Below are 20,408 nucleotides of genomic sequence, written 5' to 3'. Positions count from 1 at the left end.
GGGCGGGGGTGGGCCCTGTGCCACCGGGCCCAGCGAGGCGGGCCCGCGAGGGTGGGTCCGGCGTGGGTGGCCTGGCGCGGGTGGCCGGGTGGCCGGGTACGGGCGGGTACGGCCGGGTGGCCGGGTACGGGTGGTCCCGTGTCCTGGTGACCGGACATGGGCGGGCCTGGCGCGGCGATCCCGGCGCGGGCCCGGCGCGGGCAGCGGGGCGAACTTGGGCGCGGCACGGACGGGCCCCGTGGGGATGGCCGGGCATTGGCAGGCCCCGCACGGGCCGACCGGGCCTGGGCCCCGCAGGGGCAGTCTCGGCGGGGCCGGGCCGGGCGAGCGGGCAAGGCGGCCCGGCGCCGGCGGCGGGGCAGGGGCGGGCCGGTACTGACAGTCCGGTACCGAGAGAGCGGCGCGGACGCCCGGGCACGGGTGTCCAACACCGACAGGCCGGCGTGGGCAGGCCCGGCGCGGACGCCCGGGCACGGGTGGGCCGGCGCGGGCTGGCCCCGCGAGTCCGGCGCGGGCTGGCCCCGCGAGTCCGGCGCGGGCTGGCCCCGCGAGTCCGGCGCGGGCTGGCCCCGCGATGGTGCCTGGGCTCGGGTGTCCGGCACCGTCAGGTCGGCGCGGACGGACCCAGCGCTGGTGCCCGGGTGTCCGGCACCGACAGGCCAGCCCGGGCAGGCCCGGCGTGGGCGGGCCCGGCGCCGGTGGCCGGGCACAAAGACCGGCACCCACAGGCCGGCGCGGGTGGGACGGCACCGGACGGCTGGTGTGGGTGGGGTCGGCGTTGGTGGTGGGTGGGGGTCAGCCGAAGCGGCCCGCGACGTAGTCCGCTGTGCGGGCGTCCTTGGGGGTGCCGAAGATGTCGCCGGTCGGGCCGTGCTCGACGATGCCGCCCGGGGTGCCCTGCTCGGCGAGGAAGAAGGCGCACTGCTGGGAGACGCGGGCCGCCTGCTGCATGTTGTGGGTGACGATCACGACGGTCACCTCGCCGGCGAGTTCGTGGATGGTCTCCTCGACCCGGCGGGTGGACGTGGGGTCGAGCGCCGAGCACGGTTCGTCCATCAGCAGCACCCGGGGACGTACGGCCAGGGCGCGGGCGATGCACAGACGCTGCTGCTGGCCGCCGGAGAGCGCGCCGCCGGGCTGGCGGAGTCGGTCCCGTACCTCCTTCCACAGACCGGCCCGGGTCAGGCTCTCCTCGACCAGCTCGTCCTTCTCCCGGCGGCCCGTGCGCGTGCCGGTCAGGCGCAGGCCCGCGACCACGTTGTCGTAGATCGACATCGCCGGGAACGGGTTCGGCTTCTGGAAGACCATGCCGATCCGGCGCCGGGCCTCGGTCAGCCGCCGCTCGGGTGCGTAGATGTCCTCACCGTCGAAGAGCACCTCGCCGGCCATCGCGGCGGAGGGGATCAGCTCGTGCATCCGGTTGAGGGTGCGCAGGAAGGTCGACTTGCCGCAGCCGGAGGGGCCGATCAGGGCGGTGACCTGTCCGGCGGGCATGGTGAGGGAGACGCGCTCCAGCACCAGGTGGCTGCCGAACCAGGCCGATACCTCGCGCGCGTCGAGCTCCGCGGGGGCGGCCGTCGGCCGGGCCGGGAAGGGCACGTCCGACGGGGCGGGCGGCAGCGCGACGGCGCCGGCCACGGCGGTCCCCGGGACGGGGGGCAGCGCGACGGTGTCGTCCACGGCGGTCCCCGGGACGGGGGGCAGCGCGACGGTGTCGTCCACGGCGGTCCCCGGGTCGATGACGGCGGTGGCGGCGGGGGCGCGGCCGGTCCCGGCGGTGGCGGCCGGCACGCTGTCGGTCGGGGCGGTCTCGGTCGCGGCGCTGTCACGCGCGGCGGTCGCATCGGTCACGTCGGGCACCTCATGGCGGGATCGGGTCGGGCTCGGCTGGGTCACGGGAGTGGGGCGCGGTCAGGGGCGGGGCGGGGCAGGCTCGGCACGGGGTCGGGGCCGGGTCCGGTACGGGGTCGGCACGGGGTCGGGGCCAGCTCAGTACGGGGTCGATACGAGGTCGGGTCGGGCTCGGCACGCGGTCGGGGCGGGCTCGGGGCGGCGTCGGGCGGGCTCGGCTGTGTCACGGGGCGGGGCAGGTTCGGCTGGGTCACGGGGGTGGGGACGGTCGGTGGTGTCACATCAGGTTCGGCAGCAGTTCGGTGGCGCGGGTCGCGACCTGGAGGCCGAGAACGGCGACGACCGGCGCGAACACGATCCAGGTCTGGTGACGGCCCCAGCGGTGCCAGGCCCACACCGCGGCGACCGCCACGGCCACCAGCGCCTGGAGCCACATCACCAGCGGCCACGGCATTCCGCCGGGCCGGGCCAGCGGCTGTTCGGCCTCGGGAAGCGTGCCGGAGCGGATGACCGCGGCCGGGGTCTGCGCGGGGGCGGAGACCAGCTCGGCGTCGACGCGCAGCACTCCGCCGGGCATGAAGTCCGGTCCGGTGGCCGTGAGGAGGACCATGCGGCCCTTGCCCGCGTCGAGCGGGGCGGGCGCCGGGTCACCGGCGCGCCGGATGCCGAAGACCCGGTACTTCGCCTTGCCCTGGCCGGTGGTCACGCTGAACGTGTCGCCGGTGGCGAGGTCGCCGAGGTGCTCGAAGGGACCGCCGTACGCGGCGGCGCGGCCCATCAGCACGCTGGTGCCGACCTGCCCCGGCATCGGGGTGTCCCGGCGGTGGCCGGGGCCGTCGGTCATGACGCCGGAGTCGGTGCCCTCGAGGACCACCTGGTGGACGTGGAGGGCGGGGATGTCGATGAGCGCGACCGGGGTGCCGGGGGCGAGCAGCGCGCCCTGCTGGTCGGTCTGGGCCACCGGGGCGGTGCCCAGGGCCAGTTGGGCACGCAGGGAGTCGTACGCGGCGTGCTGCGCCGCTCGTTCCTGGAAGCCGCTGAGGAACAGCAGCTGCGCGGTGAGGCCGAGCAGCAGGGCCGCGAGGGTGAGCAGGCCGCCGCGGGCGAGATGCCGGACGGCGGTGACGCTCCGAACACCCGGCCGCGGCGCGGGCGTTGCGAGCGTGGTCTGTACGGCGACCGTCACGGCGGCACGTCTCCTTCACTCAACTCATGGAACGGGTGGGGCGGAAGGCGGAAGGGGGCCCCGCCGGGGAGCGCCCTGCTGGGCGCCCCCCGGCGAGCGGGTGGTTCAACAGACCTCGGATCAGGTGGACTTGATCTTGAACGTGGCGCCGTTCTTCGAGTTCACCGTGCTGGAACCCACGTACCAGGCGTGCAGGGTGTGGGTGCCGCGGGACAGCTTCGGCAGCTTGATGGTCACCTTGCCGCCGCTCAGGGTGCCGGTGGCGATGACGCGCGAGCCCTCGTAGATGCGGACCGTGCCGGTCGGCGTGGTGCCGGTGGCGGAGACCTTGACGGTGACCTTGGCCTGCGAGAGGTGGCTGATCGAGGTCGGCGCCGTGGTGCTGACGCTCGGGGTCGCCTTCGAGACGGTCAGCGAGGCGGTCCCGCTGGACGCCAGGAGCTTGCTGTTGCCCGCGTAGGACACCGTGAGGCTGTGCTTGGCGACCTTCAGGTGGCTGGACAGGCTGACGAAGACCCTGCCGGTGCTGTCCAGGGTGCCCGTGCCGAGGGTGGTGGTGCCCTCCTTCACGGTGACCGTGCCGGTCGGGACGACGCCGTGCGTGTCGGTGACGGTGACGCCGATCTTCGGGGTCCTGCCGTACGCGGTCGTCACGGCGGTCGCCTTGGTGGTGGTCGTGTACTTGATGTCGCCGGTCCAGGAGGCGACGGCACCGCTGCCGTTGAGGTTGGCGGCTGAGACCGTGGCCGCGTAGTGGCCGAGGGCCAGACCGCTGAAGGTGTACGACGTGGTGGTGGCCGGAACGTCCTTGACGGCCACGACGGCGCCGTCCGAACCGGTCAGGGTCACGCGGTAGTCGGTGAGCGGGAGGCCGGTGGCGGACGGAGCCGTCCAGTTCAGCTTGACGCTCGCGTCGCCGCGGGTGCCGCTCAGGGCCGGCGCGGCCGGCGTCGAGGCGTCGACGCCGGACTCCTCCAGGCCGCCGAGCTTGGCGTGCTTGGCCGGGTTGACCGAGCCGTTGTAGGACTCGTTCACGAAGCCGAACTTGGCGATGACGCCCTCGGCGGCGTCGGAGGCGAGGGCCGCCTCGTGGGTGCCGCTCGTGACGAAGACGTCGTAGAGGTCCTTGTCGAAGAAGATGCCGGTCGGGTCGATCGCCCGGGTCGGGACGACGTTGTAGACGTCGCGGCCGAAGGTGGCGTTCTCGTAGTAGGCGCCGACCGGGGCGAGCTTGCCGTTCACGGTGGCGACCGGGGTGGTGGCGCCGGTGTCGCCGGGCAGCTGTACGGCGGCCAGGTGGGCGCCGGCGGCGGCCGCGGTGGTGCTGAAGTCCGGGGAGATGCCGTTGTTCTGGGCGATCCAGCTGCCCACCGAGAACGGGACGAGCGCGCCGTCCGCGTCGAGGGCGCCGTCGGCCTGGTTCTCCTGGACGGTCGCGACGTTCGGGGAGAGCGTGGCGTCGGTGAGGCCGATGGCACCGAGGAAGAACTTGCGGGTGCCGGAGCCGCTCTGCGGGATCTTCGGGTGCACGGTCTGGCCGTTCACCTCGGTCAGCGAGCCCGAGTAGATGTCGTGCAGCTGGTCGACGGTCAGCGTGTTCAGGGCCGAACCGCGGACCGCCACGCCGACCGCGTCCCGCGCGAACGGGATGTAGGTGAAGGCGGTTCCGGAGGAGCTCGGGCCGCTGGAGGAGCGGGCGAAGTCGACCTGGCCCTTGATGGCGACACCCGAGCTGTCGGGGAACTTGTCGCCGGTCAGCGACATGCTGAGGGCGAGGCGGCCCTTGCCGGAGCCGTTGGGGCGCAGGAAGGACGGGCCGCCCGTGCGGGTCTGGATGTTCGAGGTGGTGGAGCCGGTACCGGGCTCGATCGCGTCGTAGGAGGCGACACCCGCACCGCTCGCCGCCTTCACGGCGGTGGCCGTGTAGGCGTTGCCGTTGACCGTGTCGCCGGCGAGGGCGTTGAGCACGTCCTGGGTGGTGTCCGAACCCACGCCGACCAGGTCGCGGAAGGTTCCGGCGGGGGTGGGGTCGGCGGACGCCGGGCTCGCCAGAGCCAGCGTGCCGGACACCACGGCGGCGGCGACCATGGCCGCCGAAAGGCGCGTCGTGCGCATTGAGAGTCTCCAGAAGGTGTGCGACGTGACGTCGGGAGGATCTGGCAGGGTGGTACGGGCCGTCCGCCCCGACTGCCTTTCGGGGCGGGCGGCCGTCTGTGGGGAGCGCGGGCCCGGGCGGGCCCGCGCTCCGCGAACTCAGCCCCGGCCGGAGGGCAGCAGCTTGCGCAGCCACTCGGGCAGGGTGAACGCGGGGATGGTCACTCCACGGCCGCCGGGCAGCGGGACGCGCAGCGGGAGCCGGAGCCTGCCGCCGCCTGCGAACGGCGCCCCGATACCTGCGAAGGCGCCGAGCGCGGCACCGACCGGGACGGCGTACCGCAGGGAGTTGGCCGGGTCGTCGGGTGTGGTGCCCAGCGCGGTGGTCTGTACGGCCTTGCCGCCGTCGTAGGACGGTGCGGTGCTCGGCTTCGCGCTCGTGCTCGCGCCGGCACTCGGCGTGCCGCCGTTGCCGCCGCTGCCGCTGTCGCCGCCGGTGGAGCCGCCGGAGACCGTGCCGCCCGATCCTCCGCCGGAGCCGAGGGAGTCGCTGCCGCCCGTGGATCCGCCGCTCGTGGAGCCGCCGCTCGATCCGCCGGCGGAACCCGAGCCGCCGGAGGGCGTCGAGCTGGGTCCGGTGTAGTGGACGAGGGCGTCGGCGGCCGTGGTCGCCCTGGTGCGCAGGGCGGCGGAGAGCGGGGCGTAGCCGGCCGGAAGCAGGCCCGGGTCGGCGCCGCTGGTCTGCCCGTCACCCGCGGCGTACCGCAGCAGGGCCGCGTAGTCCTTGCGGGCGGCCGCGTCGACCTTGGCCGGGCGGACGGCCGCGTAGACCAGCTGGGCGAGCGGGTAGGCGCCCGCCGCGTCGGCCGTGGCGGGGGTGATCTCGGGGGCTCCGGTGCCGGTGGCACCGGCGGCCGCCGCGGTCAGGGACGCCGCGGCGGGGCCCACGAACTTGCCGGCTGTGTTGCGCAGCCGGGCGGTCTGGAGGCCGTAGCGCGCGGCGGAGGCCGCGTCGGTGACCGTGATCACGAAGCGGGAGCCGACCGTCTGGGGTCCCGGGCTCTTGAAGGAAGGCGGGTTGGCGAGCGCGTCCCAGCTGGACTTCCAGAGGGTGTCGGCGCGCCGGGTGTGCAGGGCGCCGGAGTGCATGTCCTCCACGTAGGGGTGGAAGTCGGTCATGCACTGCTTGATGGTGGCGTCGGTGCCCGGCGGGATCGCGCACCACGGGTCGCTCTTGGGGTAGTCGTCGGCGCTCGCGGGATCGAAGGCGATACCGGTCGGGTTCAGGTCCGCGCTGGTGCTGTAGTACGGGTTGACCCGGGTGCCCCAGCCGTCGGCGGCACCGGCCAGGAAGCCGCGGGCGTCCTTGTCGGAGAGGATCCACTGCCACAGCGCGCGGGCGGAGTCGCTGTGCCCGAGCGAGGTGATCAGGTCGGTGTCGGTGGACGGGGTCTCGGAGACCGACAGGTCCGCGAACTCGGGGTTGAGGGAGATGAATTCGGGGTCACTGGCCAGGCCCGCGGGGTTGGTCTTCGCCCAGGCGTAGCCGGTGGCCGCCGAGTCGCCGAGCACGGCTCCCCAGGGCGAGTTGCGGTACGACTCGGTGAGCAGTTTGGCGACCAGGCGCGGGGTGAGGTCGACGGACTCGACCTTGGTTCCCGCGAGTTTGCGGACGGAGTCCGGTGCGCCCGCCCTGGGTCTGCGTTCGACGGTGAAGCCGATCACGGTTCCGGAGAGCGCGACGGGCGCGTACACGGTCGGGTCGGAGGGTGCCGTGGTCCCCGCGTCGGCTCCGAGGGCGCGGGTGGTGAAGGCGAGTCCGGAGGAGCCGTCGTTCGTCAGGCGGGCGCGGGTGTCCGGCTCGCCCAGCTCGGTGTAGCCGTACACCGTGCCGGTCGGGCACAGGGCCGCCTGCCAGCTGGTCATCGCGTCGGCGGCGAGCTCGCTGCCGGTGGTGGCGCGTTCCTTCGCGCCGAGCGCGCAGTTGGTGCCGACCGGGTTGAAGCCGAGCGGGATCGCGACGCGGTTCTTCCAGTTGGTGGAGGAGACCGGGGAGCCGGCGTTGACCTGGCTGTGGTCGGCGTACGGCTTGCCGTCCAGGTCGAGGTGGCCCTGCGGGACGATGACGAGCCAGCAGGAGCGGGGCCTGGTACCGCCATTGACGGTGACCGGCAGACCGCAGCCCAGGTGCGGGGCCTCGTTCGCGGTCTGGACCTCGAAGTACTCCTTGCCGCTGCCGTCGGCGCCGGTGCGGGCGAAGTCGACCTCGTTCGTGGTGTTGCGGTTGAAGAAGGCGTTGTTCTGGGTGCCGGAGGTGATCACCGTGCCGTCGACGGACTTGAAGGGCACCTCGCCCGGGGCGTTGGGGTTGGCGGCCCCGTACCGGTTGTCCTGGCCGTAGTTGGTGGGGTCGGCGCTGTAGAACACCTTGCGGGTGTCGTCGTAGTCGTTGCCCGGCCAGCTGCCCCGGTCGGTGGTCGGGGAGGCGCCGTACTGGCACTGGGTGCGCGCGGGGCCCGGATTGGACGGCACCGTGCCGTCGTCGTCGCCCCAGCACTGCATGATCTGAACGAAGTCGGTGTTGAACGACGTGCCGGCGAAGGTGGTCGGGGTGCCGTCGGACCAGGAGACCGTGACCGCCTGGCTGGTCAGGTGGCTGGTCTGGTCGACGGTGAACTTCATGTCCTTGAACTCGCCGCGGCCGGAGACCGTGACGGCCGAGGAGGTGGTGGCCGCGGTGCCCGCCGCGGACGCGGGGGCGGCCGCCTGGGCCACGCCGAGGCCGGCGAGTGCGCCCACGGCTGCTCCGGCGACGACGCGCAGGAGCAGCCGTCGTACGCGGAGCACCGCTCTCCCGCGCGTTCGCGGGCTCGTGGCCGCGGGTCTCGCGGCACGGGGTCCTCTGCTGCGGAAGCTCATCGCTTCTGCCCCTCTCCGGCGTCCTTGCCGGTGCCGCGCCCGGCCATCGCCCGGGACACCACGGAGGGCAGCAGGACGAGCCCGAGGACCAGGAAGGCCGCGATCAGCATCAGCGTCTGGGTGCTGGTCCAGCCCTGGGTGCCGGCCACGGAGACCGGCTGCGCGAGCGCGATGGTGTCGTTCACCGCGCCGGTGCCGCCGCCGGCTCCGCCGCTGCCGCTGCCACCCGAGGAACCGGTCCCCGAGCCGCCGCCGGTGCCGGGCGAGAGCGTCTGGCCGGTGTCCGGGTCGACGACCGGTGCCGAGCCGCCGCCGGTACCGCCCCCCGCGGCCGTGCCGCCACCGCCCGAACTCCCGCCTGTGGTACCGCCGTTGGCGCCTCCGCCGGTGGAGCCGCCCGAGGTCGAACCGCCGCTCGTGCCGCCCGTGGAGCCCGAACCGCCGGAGCTGCCGCCCGCCTTGGCGCCACCGCTGCCGGTGGTGCAGGGCAGGGCGCCCTTCTTGTCGCAGGCGGCCGGGTAGGGAGCGGTGTCGGCGAGCTTGTTGTGCCCGTCGCTGGAGAAGGTCGGGTTGTTGCAGCCCTTGAGGTTGATGCTCTGGGCCCGCACACCCGGGATGCGGCGGATCTGGTCGAAGCCCGCCTTCACCAGGTTGATCGGCAGGGGCGAGTAGCCGAGCGAGGGCGCCTGCTGCTGGCCCTGGCACATGAAGTAGTACGAGAACGCGCCGAGCGTCTTGCCCTTGGCCTTGGTGAAGGTGCCCTGCACCTTCAGGGGCAGGATCATGTACGAGTAGCTGGACAGCGGGTAGTTGCGCCGGTCGGAGTCGTTGTAGACCCCGTCGAGCTTCTGGGTGAGGTAGTCCGCGGAGCTCTTGTCGGTGTTGATCTGCGCCTTGAGCAGCGAGACCGCGACGTTCTGCGGGGTCGGCTCGGTGTAGTAGCCCGCGTGGTTGAGGACCTTGGCGACCGGATAGTGCGCGTTCAGGGCGTACGAGTAGTTGACGTACCCGATCGCGCCCTCGCCGTAGTTCTGGGCGACGTAGCCCGCGACTCCGAGGTCGCCGGACTGGGCGATCATGCCCGAGACGGTCGGGTAGTACGAGGTCTGCCCGCAGGCTCCGGAACGGCCGACCTTGCGGCAGTAGGACTGCCACAGCGACTTGTGCTGGTTGGCCATCCACATCGTGAACTGGGCGGTGGAGCCGGAGCCGTCGGAGCGTACGACGGGGACGATGGTGCGGTGCGGGAGCTGGAGCCCCGGGTTGTCGGCCTTGATGACCGGGTCGTCCCAGGTCTTGATGACTCCGGTGAAGATCTTGGTGACCACGTCGCCGGACAGGCGCAGGTTGGTGACCCGCTTGCCGTTGACGGTCAGGTGGTACATGAACACCGTACCGCCGGCCACGATCGGCATGTAGGCGTACGACCCGGACGCGGGCCGTTCGGCGGCCGAGCCGTCGGTCGGGTGGGTCTGGAACGGGATGTCGGAGACGGCGAAGTCGACGGTGCCGCTGAGGAACTGACGGCGGCCGTCGGAGGAGCCGGTGCCGGCGTAGCTGATCCGCATGCCGTACTGGTTGACGGCGCGCCGCCATTCGTCGACGGCGTTCTCGGCCCAGGTCGAGCCGGCGCCGGATATCGGCGTGTAGCTCTCGGCGGCGGCGGGGGCCGCCAGCGGACCGGCCAGCAGCGCGGCGATCACGCCGAGCAGCGCGCCGAGCGTCCCGAGTGCCCGAAGGCGCTCGAGGGCGGTGTGGAGGTGGCTGCGCATCAGTCGGTCTCTCCGGTGGCGGGGGCGGACAGGGCGGTTCCCGTGGGGTGCGATCCCTCGGGGCTCTCGAACAAGGACAGTCCGGGCGCGTGCAGGTCCTCGAAGCGCCGTACGTCCTGCCGTGAGGCGCGTGCGGTACGGCGGGCCTGGCGCTTGGTCTGGTGGCCGGGACCGCGCCCGCCGATCACCCGGGCGATCACGAACAGCACCAGGACGAGGGCCATCAGGACGGCGGCGGCGCCGAAGCCGCGGGCGATCATCGTGGGCTCGGGCGACTTGACGAAGTTGAAGACCGCGAGCGGCAGCGACACCATCGGGCCGCTCGTCGGGTCCGCGTTGAGCGCGGCCGTGAAGCCGGCGGTGAGCAGGACGGGCGAGGTCTCGCCGATCCCGCGCGCGGTGCCGAGGATGACGGCGGTGGCGAGGCCGGAGCGGGCGGTGGGCAGCACGACGTGCCACACCGTGCGCCAGCGCGGCGCGCCGAGCGCCTCGGCCGCCTCGGTGAGGTTGCCCGGCACCAGCCGCAGCACCACGTCGGAGGCCCGGATCACGATCGGCAGCATCATCACGCTGATCGCGAAGCCGGCCGCGAGGCCCGACTTCTGCATACCGAGGCCGAGGATCCAGGTGGCGTACACCATCAGACCGGCGACGATCGAGGGCAGCGCGGTCATCGCCTCGACGATCGTCCGGACGAACCGGGAGAGTCGGCCCTGGATCTGGTTCAGATAGACGGCGCAGGCGAGGCCCAGCGGCACGGTGATCGCGAGCGCGATGGCGATCATGGTGAGCGTGCCGAGCATCGCGTGGGCGATGCCGCCGTGGGTGAGCGGGTCGAGCGGGCCCGCCGCCTGCATGTCCTGGGTGAAGAAGTTGCCGTGCGGCAGCGCCTCCCGGCCGCGCCAGCCCGTGAAGCCGACGACCATGAAGAGGCCGGAGAACAGCAGCGTGGCCGCCGTCCACAGGACGACCGTCATCACCCGGTCGCGGACGGCCTGGCCGTCCTCGTCGAGCCCGGTCAGCACCGCGTAGATCGCCAGGAAGACGAGGTAGGCGGTGATCGTGAAGCCCAACGCGCCAGAGAACGGGGCGAGTTGACCGAAGAGCAGGACGGTGACGCAGAGTCCGGAGGCGGCGGCGCCGCACAGGGACAGCACCCCGGTGCGACTGACACCGCCGATGCGGCGCGGCCGGAGGGGCTGCGGCGCGTGCTCCACCGCGACATCCGCGGGCGCGGGTACAGGCACGGGCGCCGGCGCGGGCTCAGCGTCGCGCACGCCGGACAGGGACGTTTCTTCGATGACGGTCATCTCATGCCTCGCTCTGCGCGCCGGAGCGGCTGCGGGCCACCACGGAGGAGGCGGTGAAGTTGACCGCCAGGGTGAGCAGGAACAGCGCCAGGCCCGCCGCCATCAGCGCCGACATGCCGAACTCGGAGGCGTCTCCGTAGTGCAGAGCGATCAGCGAGGAGACGGAGTTCGAACCTGTCTGCAGGATGTGCAGCTGGATGGAGAAGACGGGCGAGATGATCATGTAGACCGCGATGGTCTCGCCGAGGGCCCGGCCGAGCCCCAGCATCGTGCCGCCGATGATGCCGCCCTTGCCGTACGGCAGGACGACGCTGCGGATCATGCCCCAGCGGGTCGCGCCGAGCGCGTAGGCGCCCTCGCGCTCACCGGCCGGAGCCTGCGAGAAGACCTCGCGCATCACCGAGCACTGGATCGGCGCGACCATCAGGGCGACGACGAGCCCGGCGATGAAGGTGGAGGCCGTGTACACGCTCTCGGTGGCCAGCGGCTCGCCCGGCTGGGCGCCGTCCACCGTGAACAGGGGGATCCAGTCGAACCAGGTGGACAGCCAGCGCGACAGGCCGATCACGTGCTGCTGGAAGAAGAACAGCCCCCACAGCCCGTACACCACCGAGGGGACGGCCGCCATCAGGTCGACCATCGACACGAGGGTGCGGCGCAGTTTGGGCGGAGCCACGTCGGTGATGAACAGGGCGGTTCCGACGGCGAGCGGCACCGAGATCGTCACCGCTACCAGGGCGATCAGTATCGTGCCGGTCATGACGGCCGCGATGCCGAACTTGTGGACGTCCGGCTGCCATTCGGGCGTGGTGAGGAACGCGAAGCCGCGGGCGCGCAGCGCCTGACCGGCCCTCAGGAGGAGGAAGAGGCCGACTCCCGCCATGACGGCGAGGACGGCGATGCCGGTGGCCGTGAGCTGGTACCGGAAGACGCGGTCACCCAGGCCGCGGGCCGCGTTGAGCCGCCGGGGAGTGAGCTCCCGGGTCTCAGGCAGGCCGGAGACGGCCTTGCCGGTCCCCGGCCCCTCGGTCCCCGCCCTGACGGGCTCCGCCCTGCCCGGCTCCGGTCTGTCGGACTCCGGTCTGTCGGACTCCGGTCTGTCGGACTCCGATATCTCGGTCTCCGGCACGCCGGATGCCGATTCTCCGGACTCGGATCTTCCGGACTCCGGTCTGTCGGACTCCTCTTGCGCGGACGCCACGTGCTTGTCCCCCCATTCCGGAAACGGAATCCCCGCGCGGCCGACAGTCGGTACCGCGCGCTGCGATTCAATGGCCGGATCGTGTCGGTCCAACGCGCACATCCTGGAGAACTGGTGAACAGCGCACGACCGTTCGGTGCGCTCATCGTGGAGGATGCGCGCAGAGGGCCCGGATGATGCGCGTAGATCATTGGGCGGGTGAACGAGCAGAGCCCGGCGCGGTGCGCCGGGCTCTGAACGTCGAGACGATGTGGCCTGTTTCAGACGGTGGAGACCGCCGAGAGACGGTGGACGTCCCGGGCCGTACCCGTGACGCCCGAGAGGAAGCCCTGGGCGCGGGGCGAGGCGTTCTCGGTCAGCCAGCTCGGGTCGATGTCGCAGACCGCGACGCGCACATCGGTGCCGACCAGGGCGAGCGGCAGCGTGTGCACGACCGTCGACGGGAAGCTCAGGATCGTGCGGCCGATGGGGCCGCGCCGGGCGATCAGTTCGAGCGGCAGGTCGGGACGGACGATTTCCAGACCCGTCTCGGCGGCCAGCCGGTGCAGCTTGTCGGCGCTCTCGCGGCGGTGCGCGAAGTAGCGGGTCGCGCCGTGCGTCCTGGCGAGCGCGCGGACCGCCTCCAGATAGCGTCCCGGATCGACCACGCCCGTCTCGACGAGCGAGGTGCCGACCATGTCCGCGCTCTTGGTGATGCGCGGCGGGCCGAACCGGGCCCGGGTCCAGGAGAAGTCGTTGGCGGTGATCCGGACGCCGTCCGGTGCCGATTCGATCGGCATCGAGGAGAAGACCTCGACCGTACGGCGGTCACTGGGCGTCAGCCGGCGGCGGGCAGCGGCGGACACGGGAGCGAAGAGCACGTCCCGCGGGCCGGGGCGGCCACCGCGCCGGTGCCAGCGCACCAGGCGTTCACCGCGGGCGAGTTGGGCGACGAACTCCATCGTCGCCGTGCCGTCGTCGACCACGACCAGGTCCTGCGCCTTGGTGATGGTCAGCAGCAGCTGCACATAGCGGGAGAACGGGTCCCCCATGACGATCCGCCGGGCCCGGCGGAGCAGCGGGGTCAGTCCCCCGATGGTGTGGAAGGGGGCCGTGGTGCCGCCGCGCGCCTCCTCCCAGCGCACCGCGTGGCCCTCATCGCGGGCCAGTTCCGCCATCCGGCGGAGCTGGCCGCGGGTCATCGGGTCGTTGGGAGACAGGACGACGAGGGTGAGCCCCGCGCCGGGCGCCGCACCGTTGTGGGCATGTGCGTGCGCCCATTCCAGGACGTTCAGGAGCTGTACCGGACTCTCGACGAAGGCGAGAGTGTGGGAGCCGGCGGAACCGGCGCGGGGGCTCATCGACGTACGACCGTCCCGTCGTAAGGAATTCAGGGCGTTCAGACCGAGACGGGCTCGCCCGCGGCCGCGGCGATCTCGGCCTCGGCGACGACGCCCGTGACGCGGCGCAGCTTCTTCATCGGGCCGAGCTCGGAGTCGTAGACCTTCTTGACACCGTCACCGAGGGAGGCCTCGATGGTGCGGATGTCGCGGACGAGGCGGGTCAGGCCCTGCGGCTCGACGGAGGCGGCCTGGTCGGAGCCCCACATCGCGCGGTCCAGGGTGATGTGACGCTCGACGAAGGTGGCGCCGAGGGCGACCGCGGCGAGCGTGGTCTGCAGACCCGTCTCGTGGCCCGAGTAGCCGATCGGAACGTTCGGGTACTCGGCCTGGAGGGTGTTGATGACGCGGAGGTTGAGCTCCTCGGCCTGCGCCGGGTAGGTCGACGTGGCGTGGCACATCAGGATGTTGTCGCTGCCGAGGACCTCGACCGCGTGGCGGATCTGCTTCGGCGTCGACATGCCGGTGGAGAGGATGACCGTGCGGCCCGTGGCGCGCAGCGAGCGGAGCAGCTCGTCGTCGGTCAGCGACGCGGAGGCGACCTTGTGGGCCGGGACGTCGAACTTCTCCAGGAAGGCGACGGCCTCGGTGTCCCACGGGGAGGCGAACCAGTCGATGTTCTTGCTCTTGGCGTACTCGTCGATCTGGCGGTACTCGTCCTCACCGAACTCCACGCGGTGGCGGTAGTCGATGTAGGTCATGCGGCCCCAGGGGGTGTCGCGCTCGATGTCCCACTGGTCGCGCGGGGTGCAGATCTCCGGGGTGCGCTTCTGGAACTTGACGGCGTCGCAGCCGGCCTCGGCGGCGGCGTCGATCAGCTTGAAGGCGTTCTCCAGCTCACCGTTGTGGTTGATGCCGATCTCGCCGACGACGTAGACGGGGTGACCCGGGCCGGCGGTCTTCGAACCGAAGGTGCGCAGACGGGAGTTGTTCATGGTGAAACGTTCCTTACTTGTCGAGGGAGTCGAGAGAAGGGCCGAGGATCCAGCTGGCGATCTCTCGGATCGCGCCGTCGCCACCGGGCACGGTGGTGACCGCGCGTGCGGCGCCGCGCACGACGTCGTGGGCGCTCGCGACCGCCACCGGCCAGCCCACGAGGGCGAAGCACGGGAGGTCGTTGACGTCGTTGCCGACGTAGAGCACGCGCTCAGGCGCGATGCCCTGCTCCTCGCACCACTGCTTCAGTGCGAGGTCTTTCCGGTCGATGCCGTGCAGGACCGGAATCTTGAGCTTCCGGGCCCGGGCGGCGACGACCGGGTTCTGTTCCGTGGACAGGATCAGCATCGTCAGCCCGCTCTTGCGCAGGGCCGCGATACCGAGGCCGTCTCCGCGGTGCACGGAGACGAACTCCCGTCCGTCGGAGTCGATCAGCACCCTGTCGTCGGTCTGGGTGCCGTCGAAGTCGAGGACGACCGCGTCGATGTCATCGGCGGTCGGCAGCGAACCGGGCCGGTTCGCGTCGAAGAGGGGGGCCAGCGCGCGGGCGCGGGCGAGGTCGTGCGGATCGTCGATCTCCAGCACCCGGGCCGGGTCGGTGCGCACGAGTTCGGTGCGGCCGAAGAAGCGGTGCTTCGCCTCACGGAAGCCCGCGGCCTCCATGGCGTAGACGGCACCGGTCTCCAGGAGGTCCTGGGGGCGGTCCTGGCGGCGCGGGCGGAAGGACTTGTCGTGGTTGACGCCGTAGCCGCCGCTGGTGGCGGTGTCCGTGACCAGGGTGTCGGTGCCGCCGTCGACGGCGGCGCGCTCGGTCTCGACGGCCACCGCGACGGTGGCCTCGTCGTCGCCGTCGCGCCATACGAAGCCGTGGAAGGGGGCCACGGTCAGCGCCGTGTCCGCGCCGTTCGCGACGATCGCGTTCACGACGCCGTCCACGTCCTCCCGGATGATGAACGGGCTGGTGCACTGAACGAGCAGCACCACGTCGACCGGGGAGCCGTGCAGCGCCTCATGGGTGTCCATGGCGTGCAGGACGGCGGCCTCGGAGGTGGCGGTGTCCCCCGCGATGGCGGCGGGGCGCAGCACGACCTCGGCGCCTGCCTGGCGGGCGGCCGCCGCGATGGCCTGGTCGTCGGTGGAGACGACCACGTCCGTCACGAGGCGGGCGGCGCGGCACTCGCGCACGGCACGGGCCACCAGCGGCACACCGCCGACGGGGAGGAGGTTCTTCGCGGGCACGCCCTTGGAGCCGCCGCGCGCGGGAATCACCGCGAGTACGCGGCGCACCGGCGCGGCTTGGCCCGCTTCCGAGTTGGTCATGCGCTGTTCTCCTTGACGAGGGAGGCGAGGAAGGCGTGAGGGGGAGGAGGACCGCGGACTGCCCGCTGTCGGGGCGCTCACAGGTCGCCCATCCGCCGGATCACCGGTGCCACGCGCTGGACGCCGTGGCGGTAGGCGCCGCGTGCGGCCCGGCGCACGATCTGCCGTACGGGGCTGGGTTCCCGGTCCGCCGCGGGGGCACCGGGCAGCGGGCTGCCGTCCGGGCCGAGGTGGTGGCGGGCGAGGATGCCGGGCAGATAACCGGGCGCGGTGACGGGGGTGTAGTAGGGAGCGAGCGGCGGCAGCCTGTCCGCCGCCAGCAGCTCGGTGATGCGCTGCCGCGCCGCGTCGAAGGCCGTCTCGTACGAGCCTCCCTCGGCGGCGATGCCCTGTCGGGCCACCCACGCGGCGTCCGGCACCGGCCGGTGACCGGCGTCGAGTTGGTCCCAGGAGGCCAGGCAGCCGGAGCCCACGAAGTGGTGGTTGCCGAGCGCCTCGCGCACCCCGAGGTCGCTGAGGACGACGGTGGGGATACGGCGGTGCAGGGACTCCAGGGCGGCGGTGGAGCTGATGGTGACCAGGAGGTCGGTGCGGTCGAGGACCTCGCCCATGTGCCCGTACACCAGGCGGAAGTTGGCCGGCGGGTCCGCCTTCTGCACCAGCTTCTGGTACGGCAACTCCTCGATGTGCGTGGTGTGTTCGCCCGGCTTGGAGCGCAGCTTGAGCAGGACCTCGCGGTCCGGGTGCAGCCGCGCGTGGCGGATCAGCCGGTCCAGCAGGTACGTACGGTCCTTGCGGCTCTCCGGTACGGAGGGCTGGGCGGCGAAGACGACCGTGTACGGGTCGTTCTCCTTGTACGCCGCCCCGCCTAGGAAGGGCAGCGCGACCTCGGTCACCGACCCGGCGTCGGCACCGACCCCCTCGTACACGGCCCGGAAACGGTCCGCGTCCTGAAGGGAGTTGGCGAGGACGAGGTCCGCGCCGTGCCGCAGGAGCAGCCCGTCGGCGAGCTTCTCGTAGACGACACCGACATAGCCGGTGACGACCAGGGGACGCTCGGTCCGCCCGTCCCAGGCGCGGGCCAGGCCGTGCAGCACCGCCTGGACGGCACCGCCGACCAGGGCGAGGACGACCACGTCGTAGGCACAGTCCTCCTTGCCCAGCTCGCGCAGGAACTCGACGGCCGTGACCTCGCGGAGGGAGTCCGCGCGGACGCCGACCTCTTCGAGCTGGCGGGCGGTCGGGGTGGCACGGCCACGCAGGAGGAACCCGTCGAGGCGGATGTCCGATTCGGCCGGGGAAATACGGTTCGCGGTGAGCGAGCCCCATTTCCACCTGGTGTCGGAATCCGCGAGGACGGCCACTCGCAGGGACTTCGTGGTACTTGCTGGCACGCCCTAGACGCTAGGAACCCATTCCGAGGAGCGGCCCAACCCGAATACAACAAACGGTTAACAGCACATCGACGAATGGGGAATCAGCCAGGTATCGGCTGAGAAAACGATGTGGTTCACGGTTCCGCCACGCGTCGTTCACCTTGTATCTCACCAACGGTCAAGACGAATGCCGGGCCGCCCCCTAACGTCACAGGGGTGGTCAAGCTCTCCGTCATCGTGCCGTTCTACAACGTGCAGCAATATGCGCCCGACACCCTGAAGAGCCTGCGTGCGAACGCACGGCAGGACTTCGAATTCATTCTCGTCGACGACTGCTCGCGCGACGAGACACCGGACATCCTCGCGCGCGCGGAGCGCGAGCTCCCGGGTGCGGTGTATGTCAGACACGAGAAGAACGGAGGACTGGCCACCGCGCGCAACACCGGGATCGACAAAGCGCGTGGCGAGTACCTCACGTTCCTCGACGGGGACGACTGGCTCGCCCCCGGATACTACGAACAACTCGTCTCCTCCATCGAGGGTCTGGGCTGCGACTTCGTCCGTACGGACCATGTCCAGTGCACAGCGCGGGCCCGCACCGTCCACCATGTACCGCACGGCCGCCGCGGAGTCGTCCTCGATCCCCGCGACGCCATTCTGCCCGCCGACCGGTCCACCTCCGTCGACTACGCCTACGCCTGGGCGGGCATCTACCACCGCCGGCTGGTCGACCGCGGGCTGCTCCACTTCACCGACGGGCTGCGCACGGCCGAGGACCGGCCGTGGATCTGGAAGTTGCACCGGGAGGCGGAATCCTTCGCCACGGTGGGGCTGCTGGGCGTGTTCTACCGGCGTGGCGTCGCCTCCTCCCTCACCCAGATCGGAGACGTCCGTCAGCTCGATTTCATTCGCGCGTTCGACCAGGTCGTAGCGGAAACCGCCGAGGACCGGGACGCGGAAAAACTCCTGCCCAAAGCCGTGCGCACATATTGCGCGATTATTTCCCATCACCTGGGATCCATCGAAAGGTTCGAGCCGGCGGTGGCACGGAAACTGAAATCCATGAGTGCGGTCGCGCTGCGCCGCATGCCGCAGGACGTGCTCGACGACGCCCTCGACTCGATGGACGTCCAGCGCGCCACCCGGCTGCGCCGGCTGCGCCGACGGCCCGCGCCCGCCGCGGGGGTGGCGGCGTGACCACCCAGATCTTCATGGCGTCCACGCTGTACGGCACGGCCACGCTCGCCGCGGCCCTCGACACCGACAGCTTCGGACCGGCCGACCGGCGCATCCTGCTCGTCTCGAACAACACGGCGACGCCCGAGACGACGCCCGGCGTGGACGAGATGCCCGGCTTCGAGCAACTGAGCGGCCGCTTCGACGACGTCATCTCGTGGAACGAGACCATCTCCCCGTTCCACCCGGGCGGTTGGACCCCGCGGCCGGACGACGTACCCCTGTGGGAGCGTCATCTGCGGCTCGCCTGGAGCCTCGGCGACGACGACATCGAACTGGCCGTGGAGTCGATCCAGGTCAACCCGGCGCTCGGCGTCTCCCAGATCTTCATGGGCGCGCCCGTCACGGTGTACGCCGACGGCCTGATGAGCTACGGCCCCACCCGCAACAAGATCGACCCGCTGGTCGGCACCCGGGTGACCCGGCTGCTCCACCTGGACCTGGTCCCCGGCCTCAAGCCGCTGCTACTCACCGAGTTCGGCGTCGAGCCGGAGATCGTGCCCACGGACGCGTTCGTGAAGGTCCTCGCCGAACTCGTCGACACCGGGAACGAGTTGCCGTCCGTCGACGAGCCGGCGCTGCTGCTCGGCCAGTACCTCTCCGCCCTGGAGATCCTCACCGCCGAAGAGGAGGAGGAGCTCCACGTACGGATGCTGAAGGGCGCCCTCGCGCTCGGTCACACCCGCGTGGTGTTCAAGCCGCACCCCTCGGCTCCGGCGCGCTGGTCGCGGTCGCTGGAGAAGGAGGCCGAGAAGCTGGGCGCGGACCTCACCGTCCTCGACACCCCGGTCCTCGCCGAGGTGCTCTACCAGCGGATGCGTCCCGCGCTGGTCGTCGGCTGCTTCTCCACGGCGCTGCTCACGGCGTCCGCGCTGTACGGCCTGCCGGTCGCCCGGGTCGGGACCGGGTCGCTGCTGGACCGTCTCACCCCGTACGAGAACAGCAACCGCGTCCCGGTGACCATCGTCGACGCGCTGCTGCCCGACCTGTCGGACCGTTCGGCGGTCACCGAACAGCGCCCCGGCATGGACGTGGCGGACCTGACGAAGCTCCTGAGAGCCGTCGGCTTCGCGATGCAGCCGAAGATCTGTCCGGACCTGCGCCCGGCGGCCGAGAGCTATCTGACGCACCAGCTGACCCAGCACACCTGGCGCTACTTCAAGCGCAAGCGCCTCACCTCGCTGGCCCTGCCCGGAGCGGTCCCGGCCCAGCTCGCGTTCATCCCGCGCAACGCGACGGTACGGCGGGTCGCCCGGAGGGCGCGCTCCCTGAAGCGGGCGGTGGGCCGCTGAGCCGGCGACAAGCGCCGCGGGCCTCGCCCCGCTGACCCGGGGCACGCGCCGCGGGGCTTGCCCCACTGAGCCGGCGACACGCGCCGCGGACCTGCCCCGCTGAGGCGGCGGTCCGGCCGGGCGCGTCCCCGTTCCCCGAGGGCGGGCCGCTCCGGCGGCGAAGGACCAGGGAGCGGGACCGGGTCGAACACGACCGGGCCCCGCCCCTTTGGGCTGCCCGGCTTCCGGGACCCTTGGACCACCTGGGTTTCCCGGGATTCCGGGGTACCGGGCCACGCGGGGCTTCCAGGCCAACGAGGTTCTCGGGCCGCCGGGTTCTGGGCGAACGAGGTTGCGCCAGTCGGATTCCCGGGCCACCAGGGTTCTCGGACCGCGCGGGATCCCCGGGCTCCGGGGTTCTCGGACCGCGCGGGATCCCCGGGCTCCGGGGTTCCCGGGCCACGCGGGATCCCCGGGCTCCGGGGTTCCCGGGCCACGCGGGATCCCCGGGCTCCGGGGTTCCCGGGCCACGCGGGATCCCCGGGCTCCGGGGTTCC

13 protein-coding genes are annotated in these 20,408 nt (G+C 72.2%); 2 read left to right on the top strand and 11 right to left on the bottom strand.

From position 1 onward, the window contains the following. Positions 1–795: 795 nt before the first annotated feature. The 11 genes from pstB to ACZ4N5_RS03125 all read right to left on the bottom strand — a co-directional run bounded on the left by pstB (position 796) and on the right by ACZ4N5_RS03125 (position 17,362). Positions 796–1,599, bottom strand: a complete 804-nt coding sequence (gene pstB / locus ACZ4N5_RS03175; RefSeq protein ID WP_467755861.1) for a phosphate ABC transporter ATP-binding protein PstB — start codon at positions 1,597–1,599, stop codon at positions 796–798. Between the two features lie 529 nt (positions 1,600–2,128). Then, positions 2,129–3,037 (bottom strand): sortase, encoded by a 909-nt coding sequence (locus ACZ4N5_RS03170; protein ID WP_467755415.1) that lies wholly within the window; start codon positions 3,035–3,037, stop codon positions 2,129–2,131. A 120-nt stretch (positions 3,038–3,157) separates the two neighbouring features. After that, positions 3,158–5,152, bottom strand: a complete 1,995-nt coding sequence (locus ACZ4N5_RS03165) for an Ig-like domain repeat protein (RefSeq protein ID WP_467755414.1) — start codon at positions 5,150–5,152, stop codon at positions 3,158–3,160. A gap of 138 nt (positions 5,153–5,290) precedes the next feature. Continuing rightward, the gene (locus tag ACZ4N5_RS03160) at positions 5,291–7,978 is read right to left on the bottom strand and encodes a hypothetical protein (RefSeq protein ID WP_467755413.1); all 2,688 of its coding nucleotides are present in this window, start codon (positions 7,976–7,978) and stop codon (positions 5,291–5,293) included. Positions 7,979–8,046: 68 nt separating this feature from the next. Then, positions 8,047–9,822, bottom strand: coding sequence for a substrate-binding domain-containing protein (locus tag ACZ4N5_RS03155; protein WP_467755412.1), 1,776 nt, complete (start codon positions 9,820–9,822; stop codon positions 8,047–8,049). Further along, the gene (gene pstA, locus ACZ4N5_RS03150; RefSeq protein ID WP_467755411.1) at positions 9,822–11,132 is read right to left on the bottom strand and encodes a phosphate ABC transporter permease PstA; all 1,311 of its coding nucleotides are present in this window, start codon (positions 11,130–11,132) and stop codon (positions 9,822–9,824) included. Before pstA ends, ACZ4N5_RS03155 begins: the two co-directional genes overlap by 1 nt. Before the next feature lies 1 nt (position 11,133). Beyond that, on the bottom strand, positions 11,134–12,261 hold the full coding sequence (pstC, locus tag ACZ4N5_RS03145; RefSeq protein WP_467755410.1) for a phosphate ABC transporter permease subunit PstC: 1,128 nt from the start codon (positions 12,259–12,261) through the stop codon (positions 11,134–11,136). A gap of 332 nt (positions 12,262–12,593) precedes the next feature. Continuing rightward, positions 12,594–13,673 (bottom strand): hypothetical protein, encoded by a 1,080-nt coding sequence (locus ACZ4N5_RS03140; protein ID WP_467755409.1) that lies wholly within the window; start codon positions 13,671–13,673, stop codon positions 12,594–12,596. A gap of 38 nt (positions 13,674–13,711) precedes the next feature. Continuing rightward, positions 13,712–14,647 carry an N-acetylneuraminate synthase family protein gene (locus tag ACZ4N5_RS03135; RefSeq protein WP_467755408.1) on the bottom strand — a complete coding sequence of 312 codons (936 nt, stop codon included), beginning with the start codon at positions 14,645–14,647 and terminating at the stop codon, positions 13,712–13,714. A 13-nt stretch (positions 14,648–14,660) separates the two neighbouring features. Beyond that, positions 14,661–15,968: a cytidylyltransferase domain-containing protein gene (locus ACZ4N5_RS03130; RefSeq protein ID WP_467755407.1), complete on the bottom strand. Its 1,308-nt coding sequence runs from the start codon at positions 15,966–15,968 to the stop codon at positions 14,661–14,663. A 77-nt stretch (positions 15,969–16,045) separates the two neighbouring features. Then, positions 16,046–17,362 carry a DUF6716 putative glycosyltransferase gene (locus ACZ4N5_RS03125; RefSeq protein ID WP_467755406.1) on the bottom strand — a complete coding sequence of 439 codons (1,317 nt, stop codon included), beginning with the start codon at positions 17,360–17,362 and terminating at the stop codon, positions 16,046–16,048. A 198-nt stretch (positions 17,363–17,560) separates the two neighbouring features. Here ACZ4N5_RS03125 and ACZ4N5_RS03120 point away from each other — a divergent pair, with 198 nt between their 5' ends. Together ACZ4N5_RS03120 and ACZ4N5_RS03115 are read left to right on the top strand one after the other, a co-directional pair. Next, positions 17,561–18,541, top strand: coding sequence for a glycosyltransferase family 2 protein (locus ACZ4N5_RS03120; protein WP_467755405.1), 981 nt, complete (start codon positions 17,561–17,563; stop codon positions 18,539–18,541). Beyond that, a complete protein-coding gene (locus ACZ4N5_RS03115) occupies positions 18,538–19,872 on the top strand; it encodes a polysialyltransferase family glycosyltransferase (protein ID WP_467755404.1) in 1,335 nt (444 codons plus the stop codon). The genes ACZ4N5_RS03120 and ACZ4N5_RS03115 overlap by 4 nt, the downstream gene beginning before the upstream one ends. Positions 19,873–20,408: the final 536 nt, after the last annotated feature.

The organism is Streptomyces sp. NPDC026500 (genome assembly GCF_055567635.1).
The sequence above is the reverse complement of the archived record's forward strand: the minus strand, read 5'-3'. Positions and strand labels throughout refer to the sequence as shown.

Bases quoted from the DNA above. Each gene is read 5' to 3' on its own strand.
- ACZ4N5_RS03155 (WP_467755412.1), bottom strand. From the start codon at position 9,822: ATGCGCAGCCACCTCCACACCGCCCTCGAGCGCCTTCGGGCACTCGGG.
- ACZ4N5_RS03135 (WP_467755408.1), bottom strand. From the start codon at position 14,647: ATGAACAACTCCCGTCTGCGCACCTTCGGTTCGAAGACCGCCGGCCCG.
- ACZ4N5_RS03130 (WP_467755407.1), bottom strand. From the start codon at position 15,968: ATGACCAACTCGGAAGCGGGCCAAGCCGCGCCGGTGCGCCGCGTACTC.
- pstA (WP_467755411.1), bottom strand. From the start codon at position 11,132: ATGACCGTCATCGAAGAAACGTCCCTGTCCGGCGTGCGCGACGCTGAG.
- ACZ4N5_RS03140 (WP_467755409.1), bottom strand. From the start codon at position 13,673: ATGAGCCCCCGCGCCGGTTCCGCCGGCTCCCACACTCTCGCCTTCGTC.
- ACZ4N5_RS03165 (WP_467755414.1), bottom strand. From the start codon at position 5,152: ATGCGCACGACGCGCCTTTCGGCGGCCATGGTCGCCGCCGCCGTGGTG.